Source organism: Curtobacterium sp. PhB136 (genome assembly GCF_004346855.1).
Lineage (GTDB): Bacteria > Actinomycetota > Actinomycetes > Actinomycetales > Microbacteriaceae > Curtobacterium.
Genome location: NZ_SMGH01000004.1, coordinates 687,250 through 706,720, shown reverse-complemented (window position 1 = coordinate 706,720; position 19,471 = coordinate 687,250). Strand labels below are relative to the sequence as shown.

Genomic DNA, 19,471 nt, shown 5'->3' with positions numbered 1-19,471 from the left:
CGACGCTCAGCGCGCCATCGCCACCGCGATCCACCCCGGCCGGTGCGCCCGCACGCCGAGCGTCACCGCGCGCACCCCGATGTACCCGAACGAGAACACCGCCCAGAGCGCCGCGAGCCCGTCCCCGAACGCCCAGAGCAGCGGCAGGTACACGACGAGGTTCACCCCGCCGGCGATCGCCAGGTACCGGGCGTCGCCCGCCCCGATGAGCACCCCGTCGAGCACGAACACGTACCCGGCGATCGGCATCCCCGCCGCGATGAGCACGAGCACGACCGGCAGCGACGACCGCACCGCCGCGGAGCCTCCGAACACCGGGCCGAGCACGCCGCTGACTGCCAGCGTCAGCGCCCCGAGCATCACCCCGCCCGCGATGCCGAGCACCACGAGCCGCGTCGTGACGAGCCGCACCCGGTCGGCGTCCCCGGCCCCGAGGGCGTGCCCGACGAGCGCCTGCCCCGCGATCGCGAGCGCGTCCAGGGCGAAGGCGAGCGTGCCGAACACCGTCAGCCCGACCTGGGTGGTCGCGAGCCCGGTCGTGCCGAGCCCCGCTGCGACCGCGATCGTGGCGAGCATCGCCACGCGGAGCGACGCCGTCCGGAGGAACAGCCACGCCCCCGACCGCAGCGCACGGACCACGCCCGATGCGCCCGGCCGGAGCGGAGCGCCCACGGTCCGCGCAGCCCGCACCGCGATGACGACGTACACGGCGGCCATCGCCCACTGCACGATGACGGTGCCCGCGGCGGAGCCCTCGACGCCCCACCCGAGGCCGTAGATCAGGAGTGCGTTGAGCAGTCCGTTCGCGACGAAGCCGACCGTGGCGACGACGAGCGGCGTCCTCGTGTCCTGCAGTCCACGGAGGAGGCCGGTGGACGCCGTCACGACGAGGATCCCGGGCAGGCCGATGAGCGAGACGAGCAGGTAGGCGGTCGCGGCACTCGACACCGGGGCGGCTGCGCCGAAGAGCGACACGAGCGGCCCGGCGAGCGGCCAGCCGATCAGCGCGAGCACGACCCCGAGTCCCAGGGCCAGCCACATCCCGTCGATGCCGGCGTGCACCGCGCCGCGCCGGTCGCCGCCGCCCAGCGCCCGTGCGACGGCCGGGGTCGTCGAGTAGGCCAGGAACACGAGCAGCCCCGTCACGGTCTGCAGCACGGCGGCGGCGAGCCCGACCGCCGCGAGCGACGTCGCGCCGAGGTGCCCGACCAGCGCCGTGTCCGTCATCAGGAACAGCGGTTCGACGACGAGGGCGCCGAGCGCCGGCAGTGCCAGCCGGACGATGTCGCGGTCGACGGCGCGGCGGGACGAGGCCATCACGACATCATGCCGGACGGGAGGCCCGGGTCGGGCCCGACCCGGGCCTCCCGTCCGTCGCCTGGTGGCGTCAGCCGCGGTCGGCGCGCGGTTCCGCAGGGACGCCGCCGGTGGCGGCGTGTGCGGACTCCGACACTTCGGGCGTGGCCGGGTCGGTGCCGCGCGCCCGACCGATGAGGTCCATCAGGTGGTAGACGACGATCGCCGCGACGGTCCCGACGATGATGCCGCCGAAGCTCGCCTGGCCGAACGAGAACGTGAAGTCCGCGATGCCGATGATGAGCGCGATGCCCGCCGTCAGCTGGTTCTTCGGCTTGGAGAAGTCGACGCGGTTCTCCACCCAGATCCGGATGCCGATGACGCCGATCAGGCCGTACAGGGCGGTGGTCGCACCGCCGAGGACGCCGGCGGGCACGGAGGAGATGACCGCACCGATCTTCGGGGAGAGCCCGAGCAGGACGGCGACGATCGCGGCCACCCAGTACGCGGCGGTGGAGAACACCCGGGTCGCTGCCATCACGCCGATGTTCTCGCCGTAGGTCGTCGTCGCGGAGCCGCCGCCGACACCAGCCAGCACGGTGGAGATGCCGTCGGCGAAGAGCGCCCGACCGGTCAGCGGCGTGAGGTCACGGCCGGTGAGCTGTCCGACGCCCTTCACGTGGCCGACGTTCTCGGCGATGAGCGCGAGGACGACCGGCACGAACGCCAGGTAGATCGCGAGCTGCGACGGGTCGAAGGCCGGCGCGGTGAACTCCGGCAGCCCGACCCAGGCGGCAGCGCCGACGGCGGAGAAGTCCACCTGCCCGCCGATGAGCGCCGCGACGTACCCGATGACCACGCCGATGACGATGGAGAGCCGCCCGATCAGTCCCTTGAAGAGCACCGTCACGAGGATGATCGCGAGCAGGGTGATCAACGCGACGACGGGGGCCTTCGTGAAGTTGTCGCGCGCCGCGGGGGCGAGGTTGAACCCGATCAACGCGACGATCGCGCCGGAGACGATCGGCGGCATCAGCCGGTCGATCCAGCCGGCGCCGGCGAGGTGCACGACCAGGCCGATCACGGCGAGGAGCGCACCGACGACGATGATGCCGGAGAGCGCGAGGGGGATGCCGCCGATCTTCGTCGCGGCACCGATGGGGGCGATGAAGGCGAAGGAGGACCCGAGGTAGCTCGGCAGGCGGTTCCCGGTGATGAGCAGGAACAGGATCGTCCCGATGCCGCTGAAGAGCAGGGTCGTGGACGGCGGGAAGCCGGTGAGCAGCGGGACGAGGAACGTCGCGCCGAACATCGCGACGACGTGCTGGACGCCGAGCCCGATCGTGCGGCCCCAGGTGAGGCGTTCGTCCGGTGCCACGATCGTCGTCGCCGAGACGGTCGCGCCGTCTCCGTGCAGCTTCCACGGGAGTCCCATGCGACGACCGTACCGGCACCCGCACCCCCGTGACGGCGCCGGTCCGGGTCCCGGGGTGGACGCCAGGGGGTCGGTGACTATCGTGGAGCGCATGACCGACGTCGCAGGCACCACCGGAATCCAGACCGACGAACTCGATGCCACGGTGCAGCCGAAGGACGACCTCTACCGGCACGTGAACGGGCAGTGGATCCAGGCGACGCCGATCCCCGACGACAAGGCGCGCTACGGGTCCTTCACGGTCCTCGCGGAAGCGGCAGAGGTCGCCGTCCGGGACATCATCGAGCGCTCGCAGCAGGCCGCTCCCGGCACCGAGGAGCGCAAGGTCGGCGACCTGTTCTCCTCGTTCACCGACGAGACCGCGCTCGAGTCGCTCGGCACCGCGCCGATCGAGCCGCTCCTCGCCGAGATCGCCGCGATCGAGACCAAGGACGAGGTCGTCCGGATGGTCGGTCGGTTCGAGCGCCTCGGCCTGCCGAGCTTCATCCAGCTCTTCGTCGACAACGACCCGGGCGACCCGGAGTCCTACGTGGTGTTCCTCGAGCAGTCCGGGCTCGGGCTGCCCGACGAGTCCTACTACCGCGAAGAGCGCTTCGCCGACATCCGCGACAAGTACCGCGAGTTCGTCGGCGCGATGTTCCCCCTCGCCGGCTACGACGAGAGCGCGGACCGCACCGAGCACGTCATCCGGCTCGAGACCGAGCTCGCCGGCAAGCACTGGGACAACGTCGCCACGCGCGACAGCCAGAAGACGTACAACAAGCTGCCGTGGGCCGAGGTCGCCGCGCTGGCGCCCGGGATCGACCTGCAGCTGTGGTGGGAGTCGATCGGTGCCCCGGTCGGCGCGTTCGAGACCGTCGTGGTGCGCGAGCCCTCGTTCCTCACCGGTCTGGCCGAGCTCCTCCGCGACGAGAACGTCAGCACCTGGAAGGACTGGCTCGCCTGGCAGGTCATCCGCGGGTCGGCGCCGTACCTGACGAGCGCGTTCTCGGCGACGAGCTTCTCGTTCTACGGCACCGCACTCACCGGGGCGCCCAAGCAGCGCGAGCGCTGGAAGCGCGGCGTCTCCCTGGTCGAGGGCGCCATGGGCGAAGCAGTCGGACGGATCTACGTCCAGGAGCACTTCGACGAGACCTCGAAGGTGACGATGGACGACCTCGTCGCGAACCTCGTCGAGGCGTACCGGCAGAGCATCACCGCGCTCGACTGGATGACCGACGAGACCCGGGCCCGCGCGCTCGACAAGCTCGACAAGTTCACGCCGAAGATCGGGTACCCGGTCAAGTGGCGCGACTACTCCGCGCTGCCGGTCGCCGCCGACGACCTGCTCGGCAACGTGCGCGCCGTCGCGGCCTTCCAGGTCGACCGCGAGCTCGGCAAGATCGGGAAGCCGATCGACCGCGACGAGTGGTTCATGACCCCGCAGACGATCAACGCCTACTACAACCCGGGCTTCAACGAGATTGTCTTCCCGGCCGCCATCCTGCAGTTCCCGTTCTTCGACGCCGCCCGCGACGCCGCCGCGAACTACGGCGCGATCGGTGCCGTCATCGGCCACGAGATCGGCCACGGCTTCGACGACCAGGGCTCGCAGTACGACGGTGACGGCCGCCTCGAGAACTGGTGGACCGAAGCCGACCGCCTGGCGTTCGAGGAGCGCACGAAGGCCCTCATCGCCCAGTACGACGCGCTCGTCCCGACCGAGGTCCCGGACGGCCACGTCAACGGTGCCCTGACGATCGGCGAGAACATCGGCGACCTCGGTGGCCTGTCCATCGCGTGGAAGGCGTACCTGCTCTCGCTCGACGGCCAGGAGCCCCCGGTGATCGACGGCCTGACCGGTGCCGAGCGGTTCTTCCTCAGCTGGGCGCAGGCCTGGCGCATGGCGATCCGGCCGGAGGAAGCGGCACGACTGCTGCAGATCGACCCGCACTCGCCCACCGAGTTCCGCTGCAACCAGGTCGTCAAGAACATCGACGTGTTCTACGACACCTTCGGCGTGACCGAGCAGGACGCGATGTACCTCGACCCCGCCGAGCGCGTCTCGATCTGGTGATGGTGGAGCCCGACGCGGCACCGTCCTCGCGGCGGCGACGCCACGACGGTCGTGCCGCGGCGGGCAACCGTGCGCGGGGTCGTCACCGCGGTGGCGGCGAGGACCGCTTCCAGGCGACGGTCGAGGCGCTCGGCGCGCTCGCGTTCGACGGCGCGGGCGTGAGCGCCTCGGTCATCGACACCTCCAGCGGCAAGGCGCTGCTGGCGATCGACGACCGGCTCGTGCAGCCCGTCGCCGGACTCGGTCGGGTGCTGCTGCTCATCGAGGTCGCCGCCCGGCTCGAGGACGGCCGGCTCCACGGCGACCGGCTCCAGCGGATGGCGCGGGACACCGCGACCGGCCCCGGCCTCTGGCAGTTCCTGCAGGAGCCGACGATGCAGGTGTCCGACCTGGCCACGCTGGTCGGCGCGACCGCGGACGCGTGGGCGACGAACGCCCTCCTCTCGACCGTCGGCATCGACGCGGTCCGGGAACGGGCCGAGTCGCTCGGGGTCGAGCGGTCGGCGTTCATCGACCGGGTCCGGGACCGCCGGGGGCCCGACGACGCCCCGGACGTCGCGGTCGCGGCCACCGGTGAGCTCAGCTGGGTGATGCGGGGTCTGGCCCTCGGCGAGGTCGTCGACGAGGGCGTGTCGAACCGCGTGCTCGGATGGCTCTCGCTCGCCGGCGACCTGACCCTGGTGGCCGGGTCGTTCGGGCTCGATCCGTTCGCGCACCGGGCGCTCGACCACGGGTTGCAGTCGGTCGCGGTGACCGGTTCGGGTCCGGGTGTGCGTGCCGAGGCGGGCGTGCTGCGTGGTCCGGGGTCGTCGGTGAGCTACGCCGTGACGGTGACGTTCGACGACGACACGCTCGACCGACGGCTCGCGGTCGTCGAGGCGATGCGGACGATGGGCACCGAGGTCCTCGACGCGGTGCACGTCGTCGTGACCCGCTGACCCCGTTGGTCGTGCGGCCCTGGACCCGGCCGTGCACGCGCCGGAGCCGACGTCGTGCGGCGGGGTGAGCCTCCCGGCCGTGCATGCACGCGCAACGCGCGACGACACCGTTGTCGTACGACGACAACGGTGTCGCAAGCACGCCTGCGCAACGGTTGCAGACGCTGGCTGACGACGAAGTCGTCGTCGTACGACAGCGACCCTGTCGTTCCGAGTCGGGCCGAGGGCGGCAGCGAGCCGCCGGCCAGCCCCAGCCGCCTCAGCGGTGCTTCTTCGCGGCCTTCGCGATCTTCTTGCCGAGCTTCTTCCGCGACTTGCGGGCGTGCGGGTCGTTCCACATCTTCCGGGCGGTCTCGCCCTTCGACTGCTTGATCACGGGACGGTTGGCCCGGGACCCGAACCAGAACGCGACGAGCACGATTGCTCCGATGACGATGATGCGGTTGCGCATGGTGTTCCTTTCGGTGTCGGATCGCGGCCGGTCAGCCGGTGATCCGTCGTACGAGGTCGGTGATGATGGGCCCGACGTCCCCGGCCCGGTCTGCCGACCCGATGGCGACGGTGACGAGCGGGTAGGCCGTGACCACGAGGGTGACGACGACCGCGAGGACGACCGGCACCCACGACGCCACCGTACGTCGCCGGGTCACGGCGAGGATCAGCAACGCGAGCACCACGATCCCGCCGAGGACGGTCACGAGCGTGACGCGGACGACCGGGAACGGCACGAGTCCGGCGGTGGTGGCCGTCACACCGGCGAGGAAGCCGACGAGCGGCAGGAACACGCCCACGAAGACGAGGACGATGACGAGCACGCCGACGACCGTCGCGATCCAGACACCGCGTGCTCGGGGTGGGCGTTCACGGGCGAACCGACGGCCGCGGCGCCCCGACCAGACGGTCACGACGCCGACTCGGTCGCGGCGTCCGCGGTCGCGGAACCGGCGAGCACGGGATCCGCGGTCGCGGGAGCCGACGGCGCGTCGTCGAACGGCCCGTGCACGTCGGTGACGTGCACGTCGACGCGGACCGGCAGCGCGGCGAGCTGGCCGACGGCGTGGGCGACCTGCGCGCGGACCTCGTCCGCGACGGCGCTGACGCGCTCCGGGTAGGTGACGACGAGCGACACCCGGACCTCGAGGATCCCGTCGGTGTCGTCGACCTGCACGCCGACGGTGGTCGCGGAACGGCCGAGGCGGGACCGCAACTGGTCGGCTGCCCGTTCGACGACCCCGCCGAGGTGGTGCACCCCGTCGACGCCGAGCGCGGTCGTCGCCGCGGTGCGGGCCGCGACGTCGAGCGGGCTCGCGTCCTCGGGCAGCGGTGCGGTCAGGGACGCCGGCAGCGTCACCTCGGTGACCGACGTGCGTGCGTGTGTCTCGTCGTGCATGGTCTCCTCCTCGGTCCGGACAGGCGACGACGGGGCACCCGGATGCGGCTGCCCCGTCGTCGTCACTGCGGTCGCGCTAGTTCTTGAAGACGTCCTTGACGTCCTCGCCGGTCTGCTTCACGCTCGCCGAGGCCTGGTCCTTCTTGCCCTCAGCGACCTTGGAGTCGTCGTTGGTGGCGTTGCCGAGGGCTTCCTTCGCCTTGCCGGCGATGTCCTGTGCGGCGTTCTTGATCTTGTCGTCGAGACCCATGAGGGTTCCTTTCTTCGGTGGGCAGGCGCCCGTTGCGGTGGTGTGGGTGGTGGTGACGGCCGGGAGGCCCGTCGTGCGTCCGGCGGTCGGCCTCAGTGGACGCGACTCGCCTTCGCGAGCACCGAACGGGTCCCCCCGGTCAGGTGCACGAGCACGGGGACGGGGCGTCCGAGCGTGCGGTCGAGGACCGCCAGTGCGCGGTCGACGGCGTCGAGCACGGCGACGGCGTCGCCACCGCGCCGGACGGCGACCCGGATCCGGGCGGCACGCTGCCGACGGACCTGGAACACGTCGACCTTGGCGCCGACGACGTCACGGACGTCACTGAGCTCGTGGTCCACGACGTCCCGGACGAGCGCGACGTTGATGGTCACGGCGTCGTCGCCGGAGCGTTCCCGGACGGCGACGGACGTGCCGCCACCGCCGCGGGTGAAGACCCAGACGAGCGCCAGCACGATGACGACGGCGCAGGCGACGGCGACGATCCAGAGGGAGGTCGCGGGGACGTCGAGGCTGCGGGGCAGCTCGAGGTACGGGCGGACGGCGTCACGGACGGCCGGGAGGACGCCGGCGCCGATGGTCAGACCGACCAGGACGGCGACGATCCCGAGCACGAACAGGATGATGCGGTTGAGCGTGCGGTTGCTCCTGGTCATGACAGCGTCCCCTGTTCTGCGACACGGACGCGCACCCGACGGCCGAAGCGCTCGTCGAGCCGGTTGAGTCGCTCCTCGACGGCGGCGCGGACGGCGCTCTCGTCGACGGGCATGCCGGAGACCGGGACCACGCGGACGTCGGTCCGGTTGCCGCGGGAGCTGGCGGTGGCGTTGCCCTCGGGCACGCCGGCCACGGAGCCCGCGGCGTTGGCGGCCGTCGCGGCGATGATGCGGGTGTCGATCACGACGGCACCGCGATCGTGCGGCACCGGCGACCGGTGCTGACGGCCGGGCTTCACGGCCAGGACGACGAGCACCACGCCGAGGACGACGAGGACGACTGCGATCACCTCGGCGATCGTGACGAACGCCGCGTCCGGGCGGAGGGCCGCGTCGACGGCGGTCTGCGGGTCGGCGAGGAGCGGGGCCGCGCCGACGGCACGCAGGACCGACTCGGTGCCGATCCAGGCAGCCACCAGGGCGAGCACGACGAGCGCGACGGACACGGCGGTCGATCGCGAGCGGTGCACGCTCCGTCGCCGGATGCGTCGCTCGACGGCGTTGCCGCCGACGGTGTTGCTGCTCATGACGTCTCCTACCGGACCCGGTTCGTGCGTTCCCGCACGATCCCGGTCAGTTCGATGTGGGCGCTGCCGACCCGACGGCCGGTCAGTTCGCTGACGCGGTCGCGGACCTCGGCGGCGGTGGCGGTCGCGCGGCCGACGAGGTCGTCGGCCGCGGCGATCGGGCCGGTGATGTCGAGCGCGAGGGAGCCCCGGTGGTCGCCGAGGGCGACGCGGACCTGCTTGACGGGTGCTCCGAGGTGCTCGGCGGCGACGGCGCGGGCGCAGGAGGTCAGGGCCCGCGCCGAGATCTCGACGCGGCCCGGGACGTCCGGGCCGCCGCTCACCGGGAGCTCCGGCGCCCGGTCAGCACGTCGGTCAGGGCTCCGCGGTCGATGCGGCCGGACACGAGCGCTGCCACGAGGGCACCGACCGCGGCGAACACGACGACGAGGACGAAGCCCCAGAAGCCGAACTGGAGTGCGACGACTGCGAGGACGGCGCCGATCAGGGCGCCGGAGAGGGTGGTGCTCATGCGACTCGCGACTCCTTCTTGTCGTCATCGTCGTCGTCGCCCGGGATGAAGACGTCCTGGACGGTCACGTTGACCTCGGTGACGTCCATGCCGACGATCTGCTCGAGCGCGCGGCTCACCGAGGCGCGGACGCTGTCGGCGACCTGCTGGAGCGGGACCGGGTACTCGGCGACGATGACGATGTCGGCGGCGATCTGCGTCTCGCCGACCTCGACCTTGACGCCCTGGGCGAGGTCGCGCTGGCCGATGGCGTCACGGAGAGCGCCGATGGCACGGGCTGCGCCGCCGCCGAGGGAGTGCACGCCGTTGACCTCGCGGGCGGCGATACCGGCGACCTTCGAGACGACGGTGTCGTCGATGACGGTCTTGCCGGTGGTGGTGGCGCTGCTGGACGCCGAGGAGGCGATCGTCGCGCGGGACGTGGTCGCCGCTGCGGTGGTGGGGGTGGACGTGGTGTCGGCCATGGTGGCTCCTTCCGAGATGCCCGCCGGGTGTTCCCAGCGGTTGCTGTTCACGGATGAGACGGGCTGGGGTCGACAGAAGTCACACGTCGGCACCACGTCCCAGGGAGCTGCCAGACAGGCCCGGTTCGGGGACGGTTCTGTCCCCCGAAGTGCGGACAGCTCAGTCGTCGACGCCGTTTCCGGCCGTCGGAGTGCGTTCCGTGCCGACCCGGACCGCGCGGACACGGGCCATCGGCGTGGTGCCGCACTCGTCGCGGAAGACCTGCTGCAGGCGACGCGGACGGACGCCGGCCGCGGCGGCGATCTGCTCGACGGTCAGCGGCTCGGCGGCGTGCGACTCGATGAACGCCGTCGCGCGCTGGACGACCCCCGTCGCCGACTGTGCGGCACGCAGTGTCGTCCCCGGGCTCTCGTCGAACCGCTCGCGGTAGGTCGCGGTGAACCGGCCGGCGTTCGTGAACCCCCACGCCCGGGCGACGTCGCCCGCGGCGTCCTCCGTCCGGCCCCGCAGGAGTTCCCGACGGACCTCGTCGAGTCGGTGGTCGCGGAGGAACCGGCTCGGGGTGGTGCCGAGCGTCCGGACGAAGACCTCCTGCAGCCCGCGCTCGCCGAGGCCCGCGGCGTCCGCGATCGCGCGCACCGGGGGACGCTCGCGCGCGTGCTCCTCGATGAACCGGATCGCGTCCCGCAGCCGGTTCGCGACCGGGACGTCGTCCCCGAGGTCACGGAGCGGGAAGGTGTCGAGGACCACCACGGCCAGCCGCCGGTTCAGCGCGGTCCGCATCGCGCCCTGCACGCGGTCGTCGAGGAGGGCGGGGCTGAGCTCCCGGATCAGTCGGCGGAGCGGCTCCCGGCGGGCGATCACCTCGTCCTGCTGCGCGAACAGCAGCGGGCCGTCCGGTTGCCGGAACCCGAGCTCGCGCCCGACCCTCCGGAGGAAGCGGTCGGCGACGTGCACCCCGTTGTAGACGGTCTCCTCGGACTCGAACCGGTAGGCCTCGGACGCGGACGCGATGTAGGGCGCTCCCGGCAGGACCACCCGGCTCCGGTCGGCGAAGTGCATCTCGAGGTGCCCCTGGGCGAGCCAGAACACGACGTGGTCGCCGCGCGGGCCGATCACCCCGCCGCGTCGGCCACCGGTCGCGCGCATCGTGCGCAGCGAGAGGTCGTCGTCACCGACGACCGTGTACTCGTACCGGGCCTCGGGCGCCGCAGCGGTCTCGGAGGCGAAGTCCGACCCGCCGTACTCGGACGTGAAGATCGCCGCGTAGTCGGTGCCGTCGTGATCGGTGAACCGCTGCCTGCGGAATCCGGTCGACGACGACGAGGTCACCTCGCCATCATGGCACCCGGGCGTCCCGCTGTCAGGAGGTCGCCTGGCCCTCGGGGACGAGCGCCTGGACGGACAGCAGCGCCGCGTCGGGGTTCTTGCACGCGGTGCTGCCGGCGTCCTCCACGAAGAGTGACTGCTTCGACCCGGGCGGGTAGATGCGGAACCCGTCGGGCGTCTGCGGCTGACACGTCGCGGTGTCGAAGGCGGCTGCACTGACGATCCGCAGCTGCGCGACCGCGGTCTGGCCGGCGGCGAGCGTCACCGTGGGGTGCGGGCCGCTCTGGTCCTCCGTGGCCGCTGCGCCGATCTGCGTGCCGGTCCCGCCACCGACGAAGGAGACGCCGGGCCACCCCTGCAACGTGCAGGTCGCGGATCCGGTGTTCCGCAGCGCGAGGTGCACGTACGTGCTGCCGGCCGCGCCGCCGCTGCCCGCTTCGAGCGAGCCGGCGAGGTCCGCCGCGACGCACCGGGTCGGTGTCGCGGAACCGGAACCGGAACCGGAACCGGAACCGGAGGCGGACCCGGAGGTGGCGGGTGCCGTCGCGGACGCGGTGGGAGCGTCGGCCGCCGGGGTCGTGGAGGGTGATGCGGTCACGGTCCGCGTCGCGGTGGCGGTCGGTGTGGCGTCGCCGCCGGAGGAACACCCGGCCAGGGCCCCCGCCACCAGGAGTGCGACGCCTGCGGACACGATCATCGGTCGACTGCTGCGGTGCATGCCGACAGGCAACCACTTCCATGTGCGAACTGGTTCGGGCGCCACTCAGGGACCACGAGCACACTCGCGCACAACGGCATCGGTGCCGTTCCAGGACCCGGAGGACGGACATGGCAGGCAAGCACGAGCAGATCCGAGGCGACGCGGACCGGGCGGACGGCGTCGAGCCGGCAGCCGGGGCGTTCGTCGACAGCGACATCCCCGGCGAGGACAGCCCGCACACGGACGAGCCGGTCGGCGAGTTCGTCCAGAGCGACATCCCGGGCGAGGACGTCCCCACCGAGACGGACACCGACGGCGAGTACGTCGAGTCGGACATCCCGGGCGAGAACGAACCGCGTCCCTCCGGCGAGGTCGGCCACTACGTCGACTCGGGCTCCGGCACTGACGACACCGAGAACGGCTGACGACACCGGGAACGGCCCGCGACAGCGGGAACGGCCAGCGCCGTCGCTAGTCGATGAGCTCCGCCTGCACCAGCAGGCGGAGCGTCTCCACGCCCGCGGGCGGGCAGCGATCGGCATCCGCCGCGGTGACCCACTCGACCTCGTCGACCTCGGCCGAGGCGACCGGGATCGCGGCGTCGAGTGCGCCGCCGGGCCGGGCGAGGAAGAGCGTCATGGCGACGACGGTCCCCGGAGCCTGGCCGTGCGCGGGCTCCGTCACGACGGCGAACTCGTCGACGTCGTCGGGTGTGAGCCGCAGGCCGGTCTCCTCGAACGCCTCGCGCACCACCGCCTCCACCGCGGTCTCGCCGGGTTCGGTCTTGCCGCCGGGCAGGTAGAGCACGTCGCGCTGCCGTGCTCGCACCATCAGGACGCGTCGGTCGCGCACCAGCAGGAGCGCGGACACGTCCAGGACGGGCGGGAGGCTCAGCTCGCGTCCGCCTCGTCGTCGTTGCGCGGGCACGCGGTGCGTTCCGCCAGCGGGACGACCGGGGCGGGCACGTCCAGTTCCGCTTCGGGCTCGGGGCGGACGCCGAACAGGGCGTCGAGGGCGCCGACGAACTCCTCGCCACGTCCGGCTCGGCCGAGCTCACGCGCGCGGACCGACGGCCGGTGCAGCAGGACGCCGACCAGGTGCCGGAGTGCCCGTTCGGTCTGCTCGGCGGACTCCGGCGTGACGTCGCCGCGCCGGGTCGAGCGCTCGATCTCGGCGTCGAGGATGTCGAACACGTGCTTCCGGAAGGCCACGAGCGCCGGCGTCGTGGACTGCTCGAGCGCCTGCGCACGGAACCGGGACACGGCGTCGTCGACCATCGCACGGGCCTCGGACTCGGCGTTCAGCTCGGACACGGGAGCGTGGATGCTGATGGTCTCGAGGTCGAGCAGCTCGACGCCCTGCACCGCCGCGGCTTCTGCCGCGACGTTCCGGGGGAGCCCGAGGTCGATGACGATCCGGCGGACGCCGTCGTCGAGGTCGGCCGCGCCGATGACCGGGACCTCGCTCGAGGTGCAGGTGATCACGACGTCGCTCGAGAGGATCGCCTGGTGCAGGTCGTGCGCGGCGACGAGGTCGTGCTTGGCGGCGAACCACGGTGCGCGGCCGGACGGCGAGTACACCTGGATGCGCTGGGCGCCACGGTCGCGGAGGGCGGCGATGGTGGTTGCGGCGTAGCTGCCGGTGCCGACGAGGAGCACGTTCGTCCGGGCCCAGTCGGTCACCCGGGACGACGCGAGTTCGAGGCCGAGTCGCACGAGCGAGCGGCCCGCCGCACCGATGCGGGTGCGGGTCTTGACGCCGCGGGACGTGTGCGCCGCTTCCTGGAAGAGCCGCTCGAGGTCGGAGGTGGTCGTGCCGTTGGCGCGGGCGTCCTCGAGCGAGCGGCGGACCTGTCCGGAGATCTCGGTCTCGCCGATGACGACGGACTCGAGGCCGCTGGAGACGGCGAAGAGGTGCTGGACCACGTCCTTGCCGTCGAGCACGGAGACGGAGTCGAGGACGTCCGTGCCGACGAGCCCGCTCGCGGCGGCGACGGCGTCGACCGTGGCGGCGACCGCGGAGTCGCTGTCGTCGCCGGCGATGTCGAGGTAGGCCTCGAAGCGGTTGCAGGTCGCGAGGACCACGGCGCCGTCGAGGACGTCCGAGTCGGTGACCAGTCGAGAGGCGGCCGCGGGGGCGCCGATGCTCAGTCGCTCCAGGAGGTCGAAGCTGGCGTTGCGATGCGACGCCGTGAGACAGATGAGCACGTACTCCATGGTACCGCGCAGTTCACGATGCCGCTGCTGCGAGAATCAACGGGTGACCGATGCACCCATCTCCGCCCTCCCGTCCTCGCACCCGCTGGCCGACGGGCGCACCGCCGGATCCGCGCTGGTCCGGGCCCTCCGGGGTGACCGACCGGAGACCCTGCCGGTGTGGTTCATGCGCCAGGCGGGCCGTTCGCTGCCCGAGTACCGGGAGCTCCGGGTGGGCACGGCCATGCTCGACGCCTGCCTCGACCCGGCGATGGCGTCGGAGATCACGCTGCAGCCGGTGCGCCGGCACGGGGTCGACGCGGGCATCTTCTTCAGCGACATCGTCGTGCCGATCAAGCTCGCCGGCGTGGACGTCGAGATCGTCCCCGGTCGTGGTCCGGTGCTCGGCTCGCCGATCCGCACGTCCGCCGACGTCGACGCGCTGCAGGACCTCGACCCGGCGTCGCTCGCACCGATCTCCGAAGCCGTGGCCCGCACCGTGGCCGAACTCGGCTCGACACCGCTGATCGGGTTCGCGGGCGCACCGTTCACACTCGCCGCGTACCTGGTGGAGGGCGGCCCGTCGAAGGACCACATCCGCGCCCGCACGCTCATGCACAGCGACCCCGAGACGTGGTCCCGGCTGCTCGGCTGGGCGGCCGAGGTGTCCGGCACCTTCCTCCGCGCCCAGGTGCTCGCCGGGGCGTCGGCAGCGCAGCTCTTCGACTCCTGGGTCGGTTCGCTGTCCCGTGCGGACTACGTCGAGCACGTCGCCCCGCACTCCGCGCAGGCGCTGTCCCACGTCGCCGACCTCGGTGTCCCGCGCATCCACTTCGGCGTCGGCAGCGGTGAGGTCCTCCGGGACATGACCACCCTCGGCGACGACACCGCCGGACCCCGCGTCGACGCGGTCGGCGTGGACTGGCGCCTGCCGCTCGACCAGGCCGTCGAGCGCGTCGGCACCGGTGTCACCGTGCAGGGCAACATCGACCCGGCGATGCTCGCCGCCCCGTGGGAGGTCCTCGAGGCGCACGTCCGCGACGTCGTCCGCCGCGGTGGCGCCGCACGGGCGCACGTGGTGAACCTCGGGCACGGTGTGCCGCCGGAGACCGACCCGACCGTGCTCACCCGGGTCGTCGAGCTCGTCCACGGACTCGGCAGCGGCGCGGGCGACGGAGCTGCCGCGTGAGAGGCGCGGTCGTCGTCGGGGGCGGCGTCGCCGGGCTCCTCGCCGCCCGGGACCTCGCGAAGGCGGGCGTGCACGTGGTGCTCGTCGAGGCCTCCGGCACGCTCGGCGGGATGATCCGCCGGCACACGGTCGCGGGGATCGACGTCGACATGGCCGCCGAGTCGTTCGCGACCAGGACCGACGCGGTCGCCTCGCTCGCGATCGAGCTCGGTCTCGGGAACGAGCTCGTCGACCCCGACCCGCGCGGCGCCTGGCTGATGACCCGTGACGGCCGCACGGCACCGATGCCTTCGACCGGGCTGCTCGGCATCCCCGGCGTCCCGATGGCGGCCGACGTGCTCGCCGTCGTCGGACAGGCCGGCGGGCTGCGGGCGCAGATGGACTCCCTGCTGCCCTCGCTCGTGGGGTCGCGGGCCGCGAGCCTCGGCGAGCTGGTCCGGAAGCGGATGGGCGCCAAGGTCCTCGACGACCTCGTGGTCCCCGTCGTCGCCGGCGTGCACTCCACCCACCCGGACGACCTCGACCCCGACCGGGTGGCCCCTGGCCTCCGTGAGGCACTGCTCCGGGACGGCTCCCTCGCGCGGGCCGTCGTGACCCTGCGCGAGCGTGCGACCGCCGGCTCCGCGGTCCGGGGGATCCGCGGCGGCATCGTCCGGATCGTCGACGAGCTGATCGCGGACCTCGAGACGTACCGGGTCGACGTCCGGCTGCACACCAGGGCACTGCGGATCGAACGGGCCGCGGTCGAGGTCGCCGGCCCCGACGGCGACGTCGAGCGGCTCGTCGCGGACCACGTCGTCGCCACCGTCCCCGATCCGGAGCGCGCGGCATCGCCGTCGCGCACCGGCATCGAGCTCGTGACACTCGTCGTGGAGCAGCCCGAGCTCGACGCCGCCCCGCGCGGGTCCGGGATCCTCGTGCACCCGGACGCCACCGGTGTCCGCGCGAAGGCCCTGACACACGCGACCGCGAAGTGGCCGTGGCTGGCTCAAGCGGCGGACGGTCGCCACGTCCTGCGGCTCAGCTACCGGGCGGACCGGGCCGACGAGGCGGACCAGGGCACGAGCCTCCCGGTCGACCCGCGTGACGAGACGGGCGCCCGTGCGACGGCGGACGCGACCGCCCTGCTCGGCGTCCACGTCGGACCGGAGCAGGTCGTCGGAGCCGCGCGCGTCCGGTGGTCGGGGCCGGACACCGAGCCCGCCGGCCTGGCCGAGGGCGTGATCGGGACAGGCGAGGCGTCAACAGGACGGGGCCTGGCCGGGATCGTCGGGACGACGCGATCCGCCGTCCGGGACCTCCTCGCTTCCTGAGCGGACCGCCGACCCCCCGAGGGCTACTGTTGGTGGAACGCCGAGACATTCCGCTCGGCGCATGACCACCGCACACACTGACCAATCGGAGGAACCATGCGAGGCAGGCTCCTGTTCGTCGCCGGCGCAGCACTCGGGTACGTCCTGGGATCGCGAGCCGGACGGGCGCGGTACGAACAGATCAAGACCGTCAGCGGCAAGATCTGGAACAGCAACGGCGTCCAGAAGGGCGTCCACAACGTCGAGGAGTTCGTCGCGGACAAGACTCCCGACGTCGCCGAGTTCGTCGGCGAGCAGACCAAGAAGGTCGTGCGCAAGGTCGGCCAGAAGAAGGACGCCCAAGCCTCATGACCGACACCCGTGACCGGAAATCGCGATCGCTGTTCGGTCTCGTCGGGGACGTCCCGCAGCTGGTCAAGAACCTCGTCAAGGGTGAGATCGCGCTCCTCAAGGCCGAGCTGGTCGGCAAGGCCAAGGTCTTCGCCATCGCCGCCGCCCTGCTCGTCGTGGCGCTCGTCATCGTGCTCTACGCGATCGGCGTGCTCCTGACCGCGGCCGTGATGGGCCTCGCGACGATCATGCCGGCGTGGCTCGCCGCGCTCGTGCTCGCGTTCGTGATGCTCGTCGTCGCGGGGATCCTCGGGTTCGTCGGCTGGAAGCGGTTCAAGAAGGGGCTGCCGATCACGCCGAAGCGCACGATCGACAGCGTCAAGAACGACATCAACGCGGTCAAGGGCATGGGCAAGAAGCCCACGCCCGAGACCCAGCACGCGTCCCGCAACCCGGACGTCGGCGGCCGGTTCTGACGTCGACGCACCCGCGACGCACACCCCTGCACCACCCCACGGAGGACCAGTGACCGACCCGCACCCGCACGACGAGCTCGCCGACCAGGTCGCAGCGACCCGCGCGCAGCTCTTCGACACCCTCGACGCGATCGAGGACAAGCTCAACGTCCCGAAGCAGATCGGCATCGCCGCGTCGAAGGTGAAGCGGGGCGTCGTCGAGAAGCGTCCCCCGTACCTGGCCGGGCTCGCAGCGGGCGTGGCGGTGGTCGGGGGTATCGTCGTGACGGTGCTCCGACGGCGGTAGATCCGATCGGGGGTCCACTGCGGTCCAGGGGCGCGACCGTTCCTTGCAACCGATAGGACAATGGACCACATGAGTTCCACCGTGCCCGCTCCGCACAACGGCTCCGGGCCGCACGACAGCGCTTCCCCCCACGAGACCTCCCCGGACTCCGGTGTCGACCCGAACCTCCTCACGGCGTACGCGCTGTGGGCGGTGTTCCGTCGGCCCCTCGGCCCGATCCACCGGCCCGGTGACGACGCCGTCGCGGAACTCGACGCGGTGATCGCGTCGGCCGCTGAGCGCGGTGTCACCATCCGTGGCTTCTACGACGTGTCCGGTTTCCGCGCGGATGCCGACGTCATGATCTGGCTGCACGGCGACGACGCGCAGGCGATCCAGGCGGTGCTGCGGGAGATCCGCCGGACCGGCCTGTTCCAGGACGCCGAACCGGTGTGGCACGCGATGGCGATGCACCGCGAAGCCGAGTTCAACAAGCGCCACACGCCCGCGTTCCTCCGCGGCAAGGACCCCGAGGCCTGGATCACGGTGTACCCGTTCGTCCGGTCCTACGAGTGGTACCTCCTGCCGGAGGAGGAGCGCTCGAAGATGCTCCGCGACCACGGCATCCAGGGCGCGAAGTACCGCCGCGTGCTGACGAACACCATCGCGTCCTTCGCGCTCGGCGACTACGAGTGGATCCTGCCGCTCGAGAGCCCGGACCTGGTGGACCTCGTCGACCTGATGCGGGACCTCCGCTACACCGAGGCGCGCATGCACGTGCGCGAAGAGGTGCCCTTCTTCACGGGTCGTCGGGTGACGACCGCCGAACTCCCGGAGGTGCTGTCGTGACCGACACCAGCAACATCACGAACGGTCAGCTCGTCATCGGAGCGACCCCGGCCGCGGCCACGGGTCCCGAGCACGTCGAGACGCCGGTCGCGTACGACGCGATCCTGCTCGCCGGCTTCGGCGGCCCCGAGGGCCAGGACGACGTCATCCCGTTCCTCCGCAACGTCACGCGCGGCCGGGGGATCCCGGACGAGCGGCTCGAAGAGGTGGCACACCACTACCGGCACTTCGGTGGCGTGAGCCCCATCAACGACCAGAACCGTGCGCTGAAGGCCGCGCTCGAGACCGAGCTCCGCTCGCGCGGGCTCGACCTCCCCGTGCTCTGGGGCAACCGGAACTGGGACCCGTACCTCGAGGACGTCGTGAAGGAAGCCGGTGAGCGGGGCTACGGCAACCTCATCGCGATCGCGACGAGCGCGTACTCGTCGTTCTCCAGCTGCCGCCAGTACCGCGAGGACTTCGCCCGGGTGCTCGACTCCACCGGGCTCATCGACACGGTGAAGATCGACAAGGTCCGGCAGTTCTTCGACCACCCGGGCTTCGTCCGGCCCTTCGTCGACGGTGTCCGTGACGGACTCGCGAAGGCCATCGCGGAGAACCAGGACCTCGACGTCGCGACCGAGGTCACGGTGCTGTTCTCCACGCACTCGATCCCGTCGTCCGACGCCGCGAAGTCCGGCCCGGACTTCCGTGGGTTCGGCCCCGACGGCGCGTACGCCGCCCAGCACGAGGCCGTCGCGCAGGTCGTCCTCGACCAGGCGTGGGCGGAGCTGCTCGAGCAGCCCGAGCACGCGGGCCTGCAGGGCACGTCGAAGCCCGCGTGGAAGCTCGTCTACCAGTCGCGTTCCGGCCCGCCGAGCATGCCGTGGCTCGAACCCGACATCAACGACTACATGAACGAGGAGCTCAAGGGCGGCCCGACCCGCGCCGTGCTCATCGTCCCGCTCGGCTTCGTGAGCGACCACATGGAGGTCATGTGGGACCTCGACGAAGAAGCCACGGAGACCGCCCAGGAGCTCGGCTTCTGGTCGATCCGCACGCAGACGCCCGGCGTCGACCCGGCGTACGTCGCCGGCCTCGTCGACCTGGTGCTCGAGCGCGTCAACGGCACGCCCACCGCGGAGCGTCCGCACGAGACGGACCTCGGCCCCTGGTACGACGTCTGCCGTCCGGGCTGCTGCGAGAACGAGCGCGCCGGGTTCAAGCCCGCCGCGGCCGGTCTGGCGCCGTGAGCGCCGCTG

At 72.1% G+C, this 19,471-nt stretch carries 25 protein-coding genes; 10 read left to right on the top strand and 15 right to left on the bottom strand.

What is annotated here, in order from left to right; genetic code table 11:
• Positions 1-6: 6 nt before the first annotated feature.
• Positions 7-1,317 carry an MATE family efflux transporter gene (locus EDF27_RS03390; protein ID WP_123701054.1) on the bottom strand — a complete coding sequence of 437 codons (1,311 nt, stop codon included), beginning with the start codon at positions 1,315-1,317 and terminating at the stop codon, positions 7-9.
• Positions 1,318-1,387: 70 nt separating this feature from the next.
• Positions 1,388-2,731 (bottom strand): solute carrier family 23 protein, encoded by a 1,344-nt coding sequence (locus EDF27_RS03385; RefSeq protein ID WP_123701055.1) that lies wholly within the window; start codon positions 2,729-2,731, stop codon positions 1,388-1,390.
• A 91-nt stretch (positions 2,732-2,822) separates the two neighbouring features.
• Between EDF27_RS03385 and EDF27_RS03380 the strand changes: the two genes are divergently transcribed.
• Entirely contained in the window at positions 2,823-4,787 is a 1,965-nt protein-coding gene (locus tag EDF27_RS03380) for a M13-type metalloendopeptidase (protein WP_123655106.1), read from the top strand.
• Positions 4,787-5,725 (top strand): serine hydrolase, encoded by a 939-nt coding sequence (locus EDF27_RS03375; protein WP_123655107.1) that lies wholly within the window; start codon positions 4,787-4,789, stop codon positions 5,723-5,725. The genes EDF27_RS03380 and EDF27_RS03375 overlap by 1 nt, the downstream gene beginning before the upstream one ends.
• Positions 5,726-5,984: 259 nt before the next feature.
• On the opposite strand, the gene EDF27_RS03370 is transcribed toward EDF27_RS03375, so the two are convergent.
• From EDF27_RS03370 to EDF27_RS03320, 11 genes are all read right to left on the bottom strand, one after another.
• Entirely contained in the window at positions 5,985-6,176 is a 192-nt protein-coding gene (locus EDF27_RS03370) for a hypothetical protein (protein ID WP_123655108.1), read from the bottom strand.
• Between the two features lie 31 nt (positions 6,177-6,207).
• On the bottom strand, positions 6,208-6,630 hold the full coding sequence (locus EDF27_RS03365) for an MFS transporter permease (RefSeq protein ID WP_123655109.1): 423 nt from the start codon (positions 6,628-6,630) through the stop codon (positions 6,208-6,210).
• Complete coding sequence (locus EDF27_RS03360; RefSeq protein ID WP_123655110.1) at positions 6,627-7,115, bottom strand: Asp23/Gls24 family envelope stress response protein; 489 nt, start codon at positions 7,113-7,115, stop codon at positions 6,627-6,629. The genes EDF27_RS03365 and EDF27_RS03360 overlap by 4 nt, the downstream gene beginning before the upstream one ends.
• Before the next feature lie 76 nt (positions 7,116-7,191).
• Positions 7,192-7,365: a CsbD family protein gene (locus EDF27_RS03355; protein ID WP_123655111.1), complete on the bottom strand. Its 174-nt coding sequence runs from the start codon at positions 7,363-7,365 to the stop codon at positions 7,192-7,194.
• Positions 7,366-7,457: 92 nt separating this feature from the next.
• Positions 7,458-8,021 (bottom strand): hypothetical protein, encoded by a 564-nt coding sequence (locus tag EDF27_RS03350; protein ID WP_123701059.1) that lies wholly within the window; start codon positions 8,019-8,021, stop codon positions 7,458-7,460.
• Entirely contained in the window at positions 8,018-8,608 is a 591-nt protein-coding gene (locus EDF27_RS03345; RefSeq protein WP_123655113.1) for a DUF6286 domain-containing protein, read from the bottom strand. The genes EDF27_RS03350 and EDF27_RS03345 overlap by 4 nt, the downstream gene beginning before the upstream one ends.
• A gap of 8 nt (positions 8,609-8,616) precedes the next feature.
• Positions 8,617-8,931, bottom strand: a complete 315-nt coding sequence (locus EDF27_RS03340) for a hypothetical protein (RefSeq protein ID WP_123655114.1) — start codon at positions 8,929-8,931, stop codon at positions 8,617-8,619.
• Complete coding sequence (locus EDF27_RS03335) at positions 8,928-9,119, bottom strand: DUF2273 domain-containing protein (RefSeq protein ID WP_123655115.1); 192 nt, start codon at positions 9,117-9,119, stop codon at positions 8,928-8,930. Before EDF27_RS03335 ends, EDF27_RS03340 begins: the two co-directional genes overlap by 4 nt.
• Positions 9,116-9,583, bottom strand: coding sequence for an Asp23/Gls24 family envelope stress response protein (locus EDF27_RS03330; RefSeq protein WP_132047327.1), 468 nt, complete (start codon positions 9,581-9,583; stop codon positions 9,116-9,118). The genes EDF27_RS03335 and EDF27_RS03330 overlap by 4 nt, the downstream gene beginning before the upstream one ends.
• 160 nt (positions 9,584-9,743) lie before the next feature.
• Entirely contained in the window at positions 9,744-10,916 is a 1,173-nt protein-coding gene (locus EDF27_RS03325) for a helix-turn-helix domain-containing protein (RefSeq protein ID WP_132047325.1), read from the bottom strand.
• A 31-nt stretch (positions 10,917-10,947) separates the two neighbouring features.
• Entirely contained in the window at positions 10,948-11,610 is a 663-nt protein-coding gene (locus EDF27_RS03320; protein WP_243698183.1) for a DUF4232 domain-containing protein, read from the bottom strand.
• Positions 11,611-11,741: 131 nt separating this feature from the next.
• On the opposite strand from EDF27_RS03320, the gene EDF27_RS03315 reads away from it, so the two are divergent.
• Positions 11,742-12,038, top strand: a complete 297-nt coding sequence (locus tag EDF27_RS03315; protein WP_123701063.1) for a hypothetical protein — start codon at positions 11,742-11,744, stop codon at positions 12,036-12,038.
• A gap of 46 nt (positions 12,039-12,084) precedes the next feature.
• Here EDF27_RS03315 and EDF27_RS03310 read toward each other — a convergent pair whose 3' ends face one another.
• Complete coding sequence (locus EDF27_RS03310) at positions 12,085-12,483, bottom strand: NUDIX domain-containing protein (protein WP_243698182.1); 399 nt, start codon at positions 12,481-12,483, stop codon at positions 12,085-12,087.
• A gap of 20 nt (positions 12,484-12,503) precedes the next feature.
• Positions 12,504-13,829, bottom strand: a complete 1,326-nt coding sequence (locus EDF27_RS03305) for a glutamyl-tRNA reductase (RefSeq protein WP_347812793.1) — start codon at positions 13,827-13,829, stop codon at positions 12,504-12,506.
• Between the two features lie 58 nt (positions 13,830-13,887).
• Between EDF27_RS03305 and hemE the strand changes: the two genes are divergently transcribed.
• The 7 genes from hemE (at position 13,888) to EDF27_RS03270 (ending at position 19,462) form a co-directional block, all read left to right on the top strand.
• On the top strand, positions 13,888-14,997 hold the full coding sequence (gene hemE, locus EDF27_RS03300; protein ID WP_243698220.1) for a uroporphyrinogen decarboxylase: 1,110 nt from the start codon (positions 13,888-13,890) through the stop codon (positions 14,995-14,997).
• Positions 14,994-16,310 carry an FAD-dependent oxidoreductase gene (locus tag EDF27_RS03295; RefSeq protein WP_132047319.1) on the top strand — a complete coding sequence of 439 codons (1,317 nt, stop codon included), beginning with the start codon at positions 14,994-14,996 and terminating at the stop codon, positions 16,308-16,310. The genes hemE and EDF27_RS03295 overlap by 4 nt, the downstream gene beginning before the upstream one ends.
• Positions 16,311-16,406: 96 nt before the next feature.
• Entirely contained in the window at positions 16,407-16,661 is a 255-nt protein-coding gene (locus EDF27_RS03290) for a hypothetical protein (RefSeq protein ID WP_123655123.1), read from the top strand.
• The gene (locus EDF27_RS03285; protein WP_123655124.1) at positions 16,658-17,116 is read left to right on the top strand and encodes a phage holin family protein; all 459 of its coding nucleotides are present in this window, start codon (positions 16,658-16,660) and stop codon (positions 17,114-17,116) included. The genes EDF27_RS03290 and EDF27_RS03285 overlap by 4 nt, the downstream gene beginning before the upstream one ends.
• Positions 17,117-17,165: 49 nt before the next feature.
• Positions 17,166-17,402, top strand: coding sequence for a DUF3618 domain-containing protein (locus EDF27_RS03280; RefSeq protein ID WP_123655125.1), 237 nt, complete (start codon positions 17,166-17,168; stop codon positions 17,400-17,402).
• 69 nt (positions 17,403-17,471) lie between these two features.
• A complete protein-coding gene (hemQ, locus tag EDF27_RS03275; RefSeq protein ID WP_132047317.1) occupies positions 17,472-18,230 on the top strand; it encodes a hydrogen peroxide-dependent heme synthase in 759 nt (252 codons plus the stop codon).
• Positions 18,227-19,462, top strand: a complete 1,236-nt coding sequence (locus tag EDF27_RS03270) for a ferrochelatase (protein WP_132047315.1) — start codon at positions 18,227-18,229, stop codon at positions 19,460-19,462. The genes hemQ and EDF27_RS03270 overlap by 4 nt, the downstream gene beginning before the upstream one ends.
• Positions 19,463-19,471: the final 9 nt, after the last annotated feature.

Bases quoted from the DNA above. Each gene is read 5' to 3' on its own strand.
- EDF27_RS03335 (WP_123655115.1), bottom strand. From the start codon at position 9,119: ATGAGCACCACCCTCTCCGGCGCCCTGATCGGCGCCGTCCTCGCAGTC.
- EDF27_RS03360 (WP_123655110.1), bottom strand. From the start codon at position 7,115: ATGCACGACGAGACACACGCACGCACGTCGGTCACCGAGGTGACGCTG.
- EDF27_RS03390 (WP_123701054.1), bottom strand. From the start codon at position 1,317: ATGGCCTCGTCCCGCCGCGCCGTCGACCGCGACATCGTCCGGCTGGCA.
- EDF27_RS03330 (WP_132047327.1), bottom strand. From the start codon at position 9,583: ATGGCCGACACCACGTCCACCCCCACCACCGCAGCGGCGACCACGTCC.
- EDF27_RS03350 (WP_123701059.1), bottom strand. From the start codon at position 8,021: ATGACCAGGAGCAACCGCACGCTCAACCGCATCATCCTGTTCGTGCTC.
- EDF27_RS03375 (WP_123655107.1), top strand. From the start codon at position 4,787: ATGGTGGAGCCCGACGCGGCACCGTCCTCGCGGCGGCGACGCCACGAC.
- EDF27_RS03370 (WP_123655108.1), bottom strand. From the start codon at position 6,176: ATGCGCAACCGCATCATCGTCATCGGAGCAATCGTGCTCGTCGCGTTC.
- EDF27_RS03345 (WP_123655113.1), bottom strand. From the start codon at position 8,608: ATGAGCAGCAACACCGTCGGCGGCAACGCCGTCGAGCGACGCATCCGG.
- EDF27_RS03355 (WP_123655111.1), bottom strand. From the start codon at position 7,365: ATGGGTCTCGACGACAAGATCAAGAACGCCGCACAGGACATCGCCGGC.
- EDF27_RS03315 (WP_123701063.1), top strand. From the start codon at position 11,742: ATGGCAGGCAAGCACGAGCAGATCCGAGGCGACGCGGACCGGGCGGAC.
- hemQ (WP_132047317.1), top strand. From the start codon at position 17,472: ATGAGTTCCACCGTGCCCGCTCCGCACAACGGCTCCGGGCCGCACGAC.
- EDF27_RS03385 (WP_123701055.1), bottom strand. From the start codon at position 2,731: ATGGGACTCCCGTGGAAGCTGCACGGAGACGGCGCGACCGTCTCGGCG.
- EDF27_RS03380 (WP_123655106.1), top strand. From the start codon at position 2,823: ATGACCGACGTCGCAGGCACCACCGGAATCCAGACCGACGAACTCGAT.
- EDF27_RS03285 (WP_123655124.1), top strand. From the start codon at position 16,658: ATGACCGACACCCGTGACCGGAAATCGCGATCGCTGTTCGGTCTCGTC.
- EDF27_RS03290 (WP_123655123.1), top strand. From the start codon at position 16,407: ATGCGAGGCAGGCTCCTGTTCGTCGCCGGCGCAGCACTCGGGTACGTC.
- EDF27_RS03305 (WP_347812793.1), bottom strand. From the start codon at position 13,829: ATGGAGTACGTGCTCATCTGTCTCACGGCGTCGCATCGCAACGCCAGC.
- EDF27_RS03320 (WP_243698183.1), bottom strand. From the start codon at position 11,610: ATGATCGTGTCCGCAGGCGTCGCACTCCTGGTGGCGGGGGCCCTGGCC.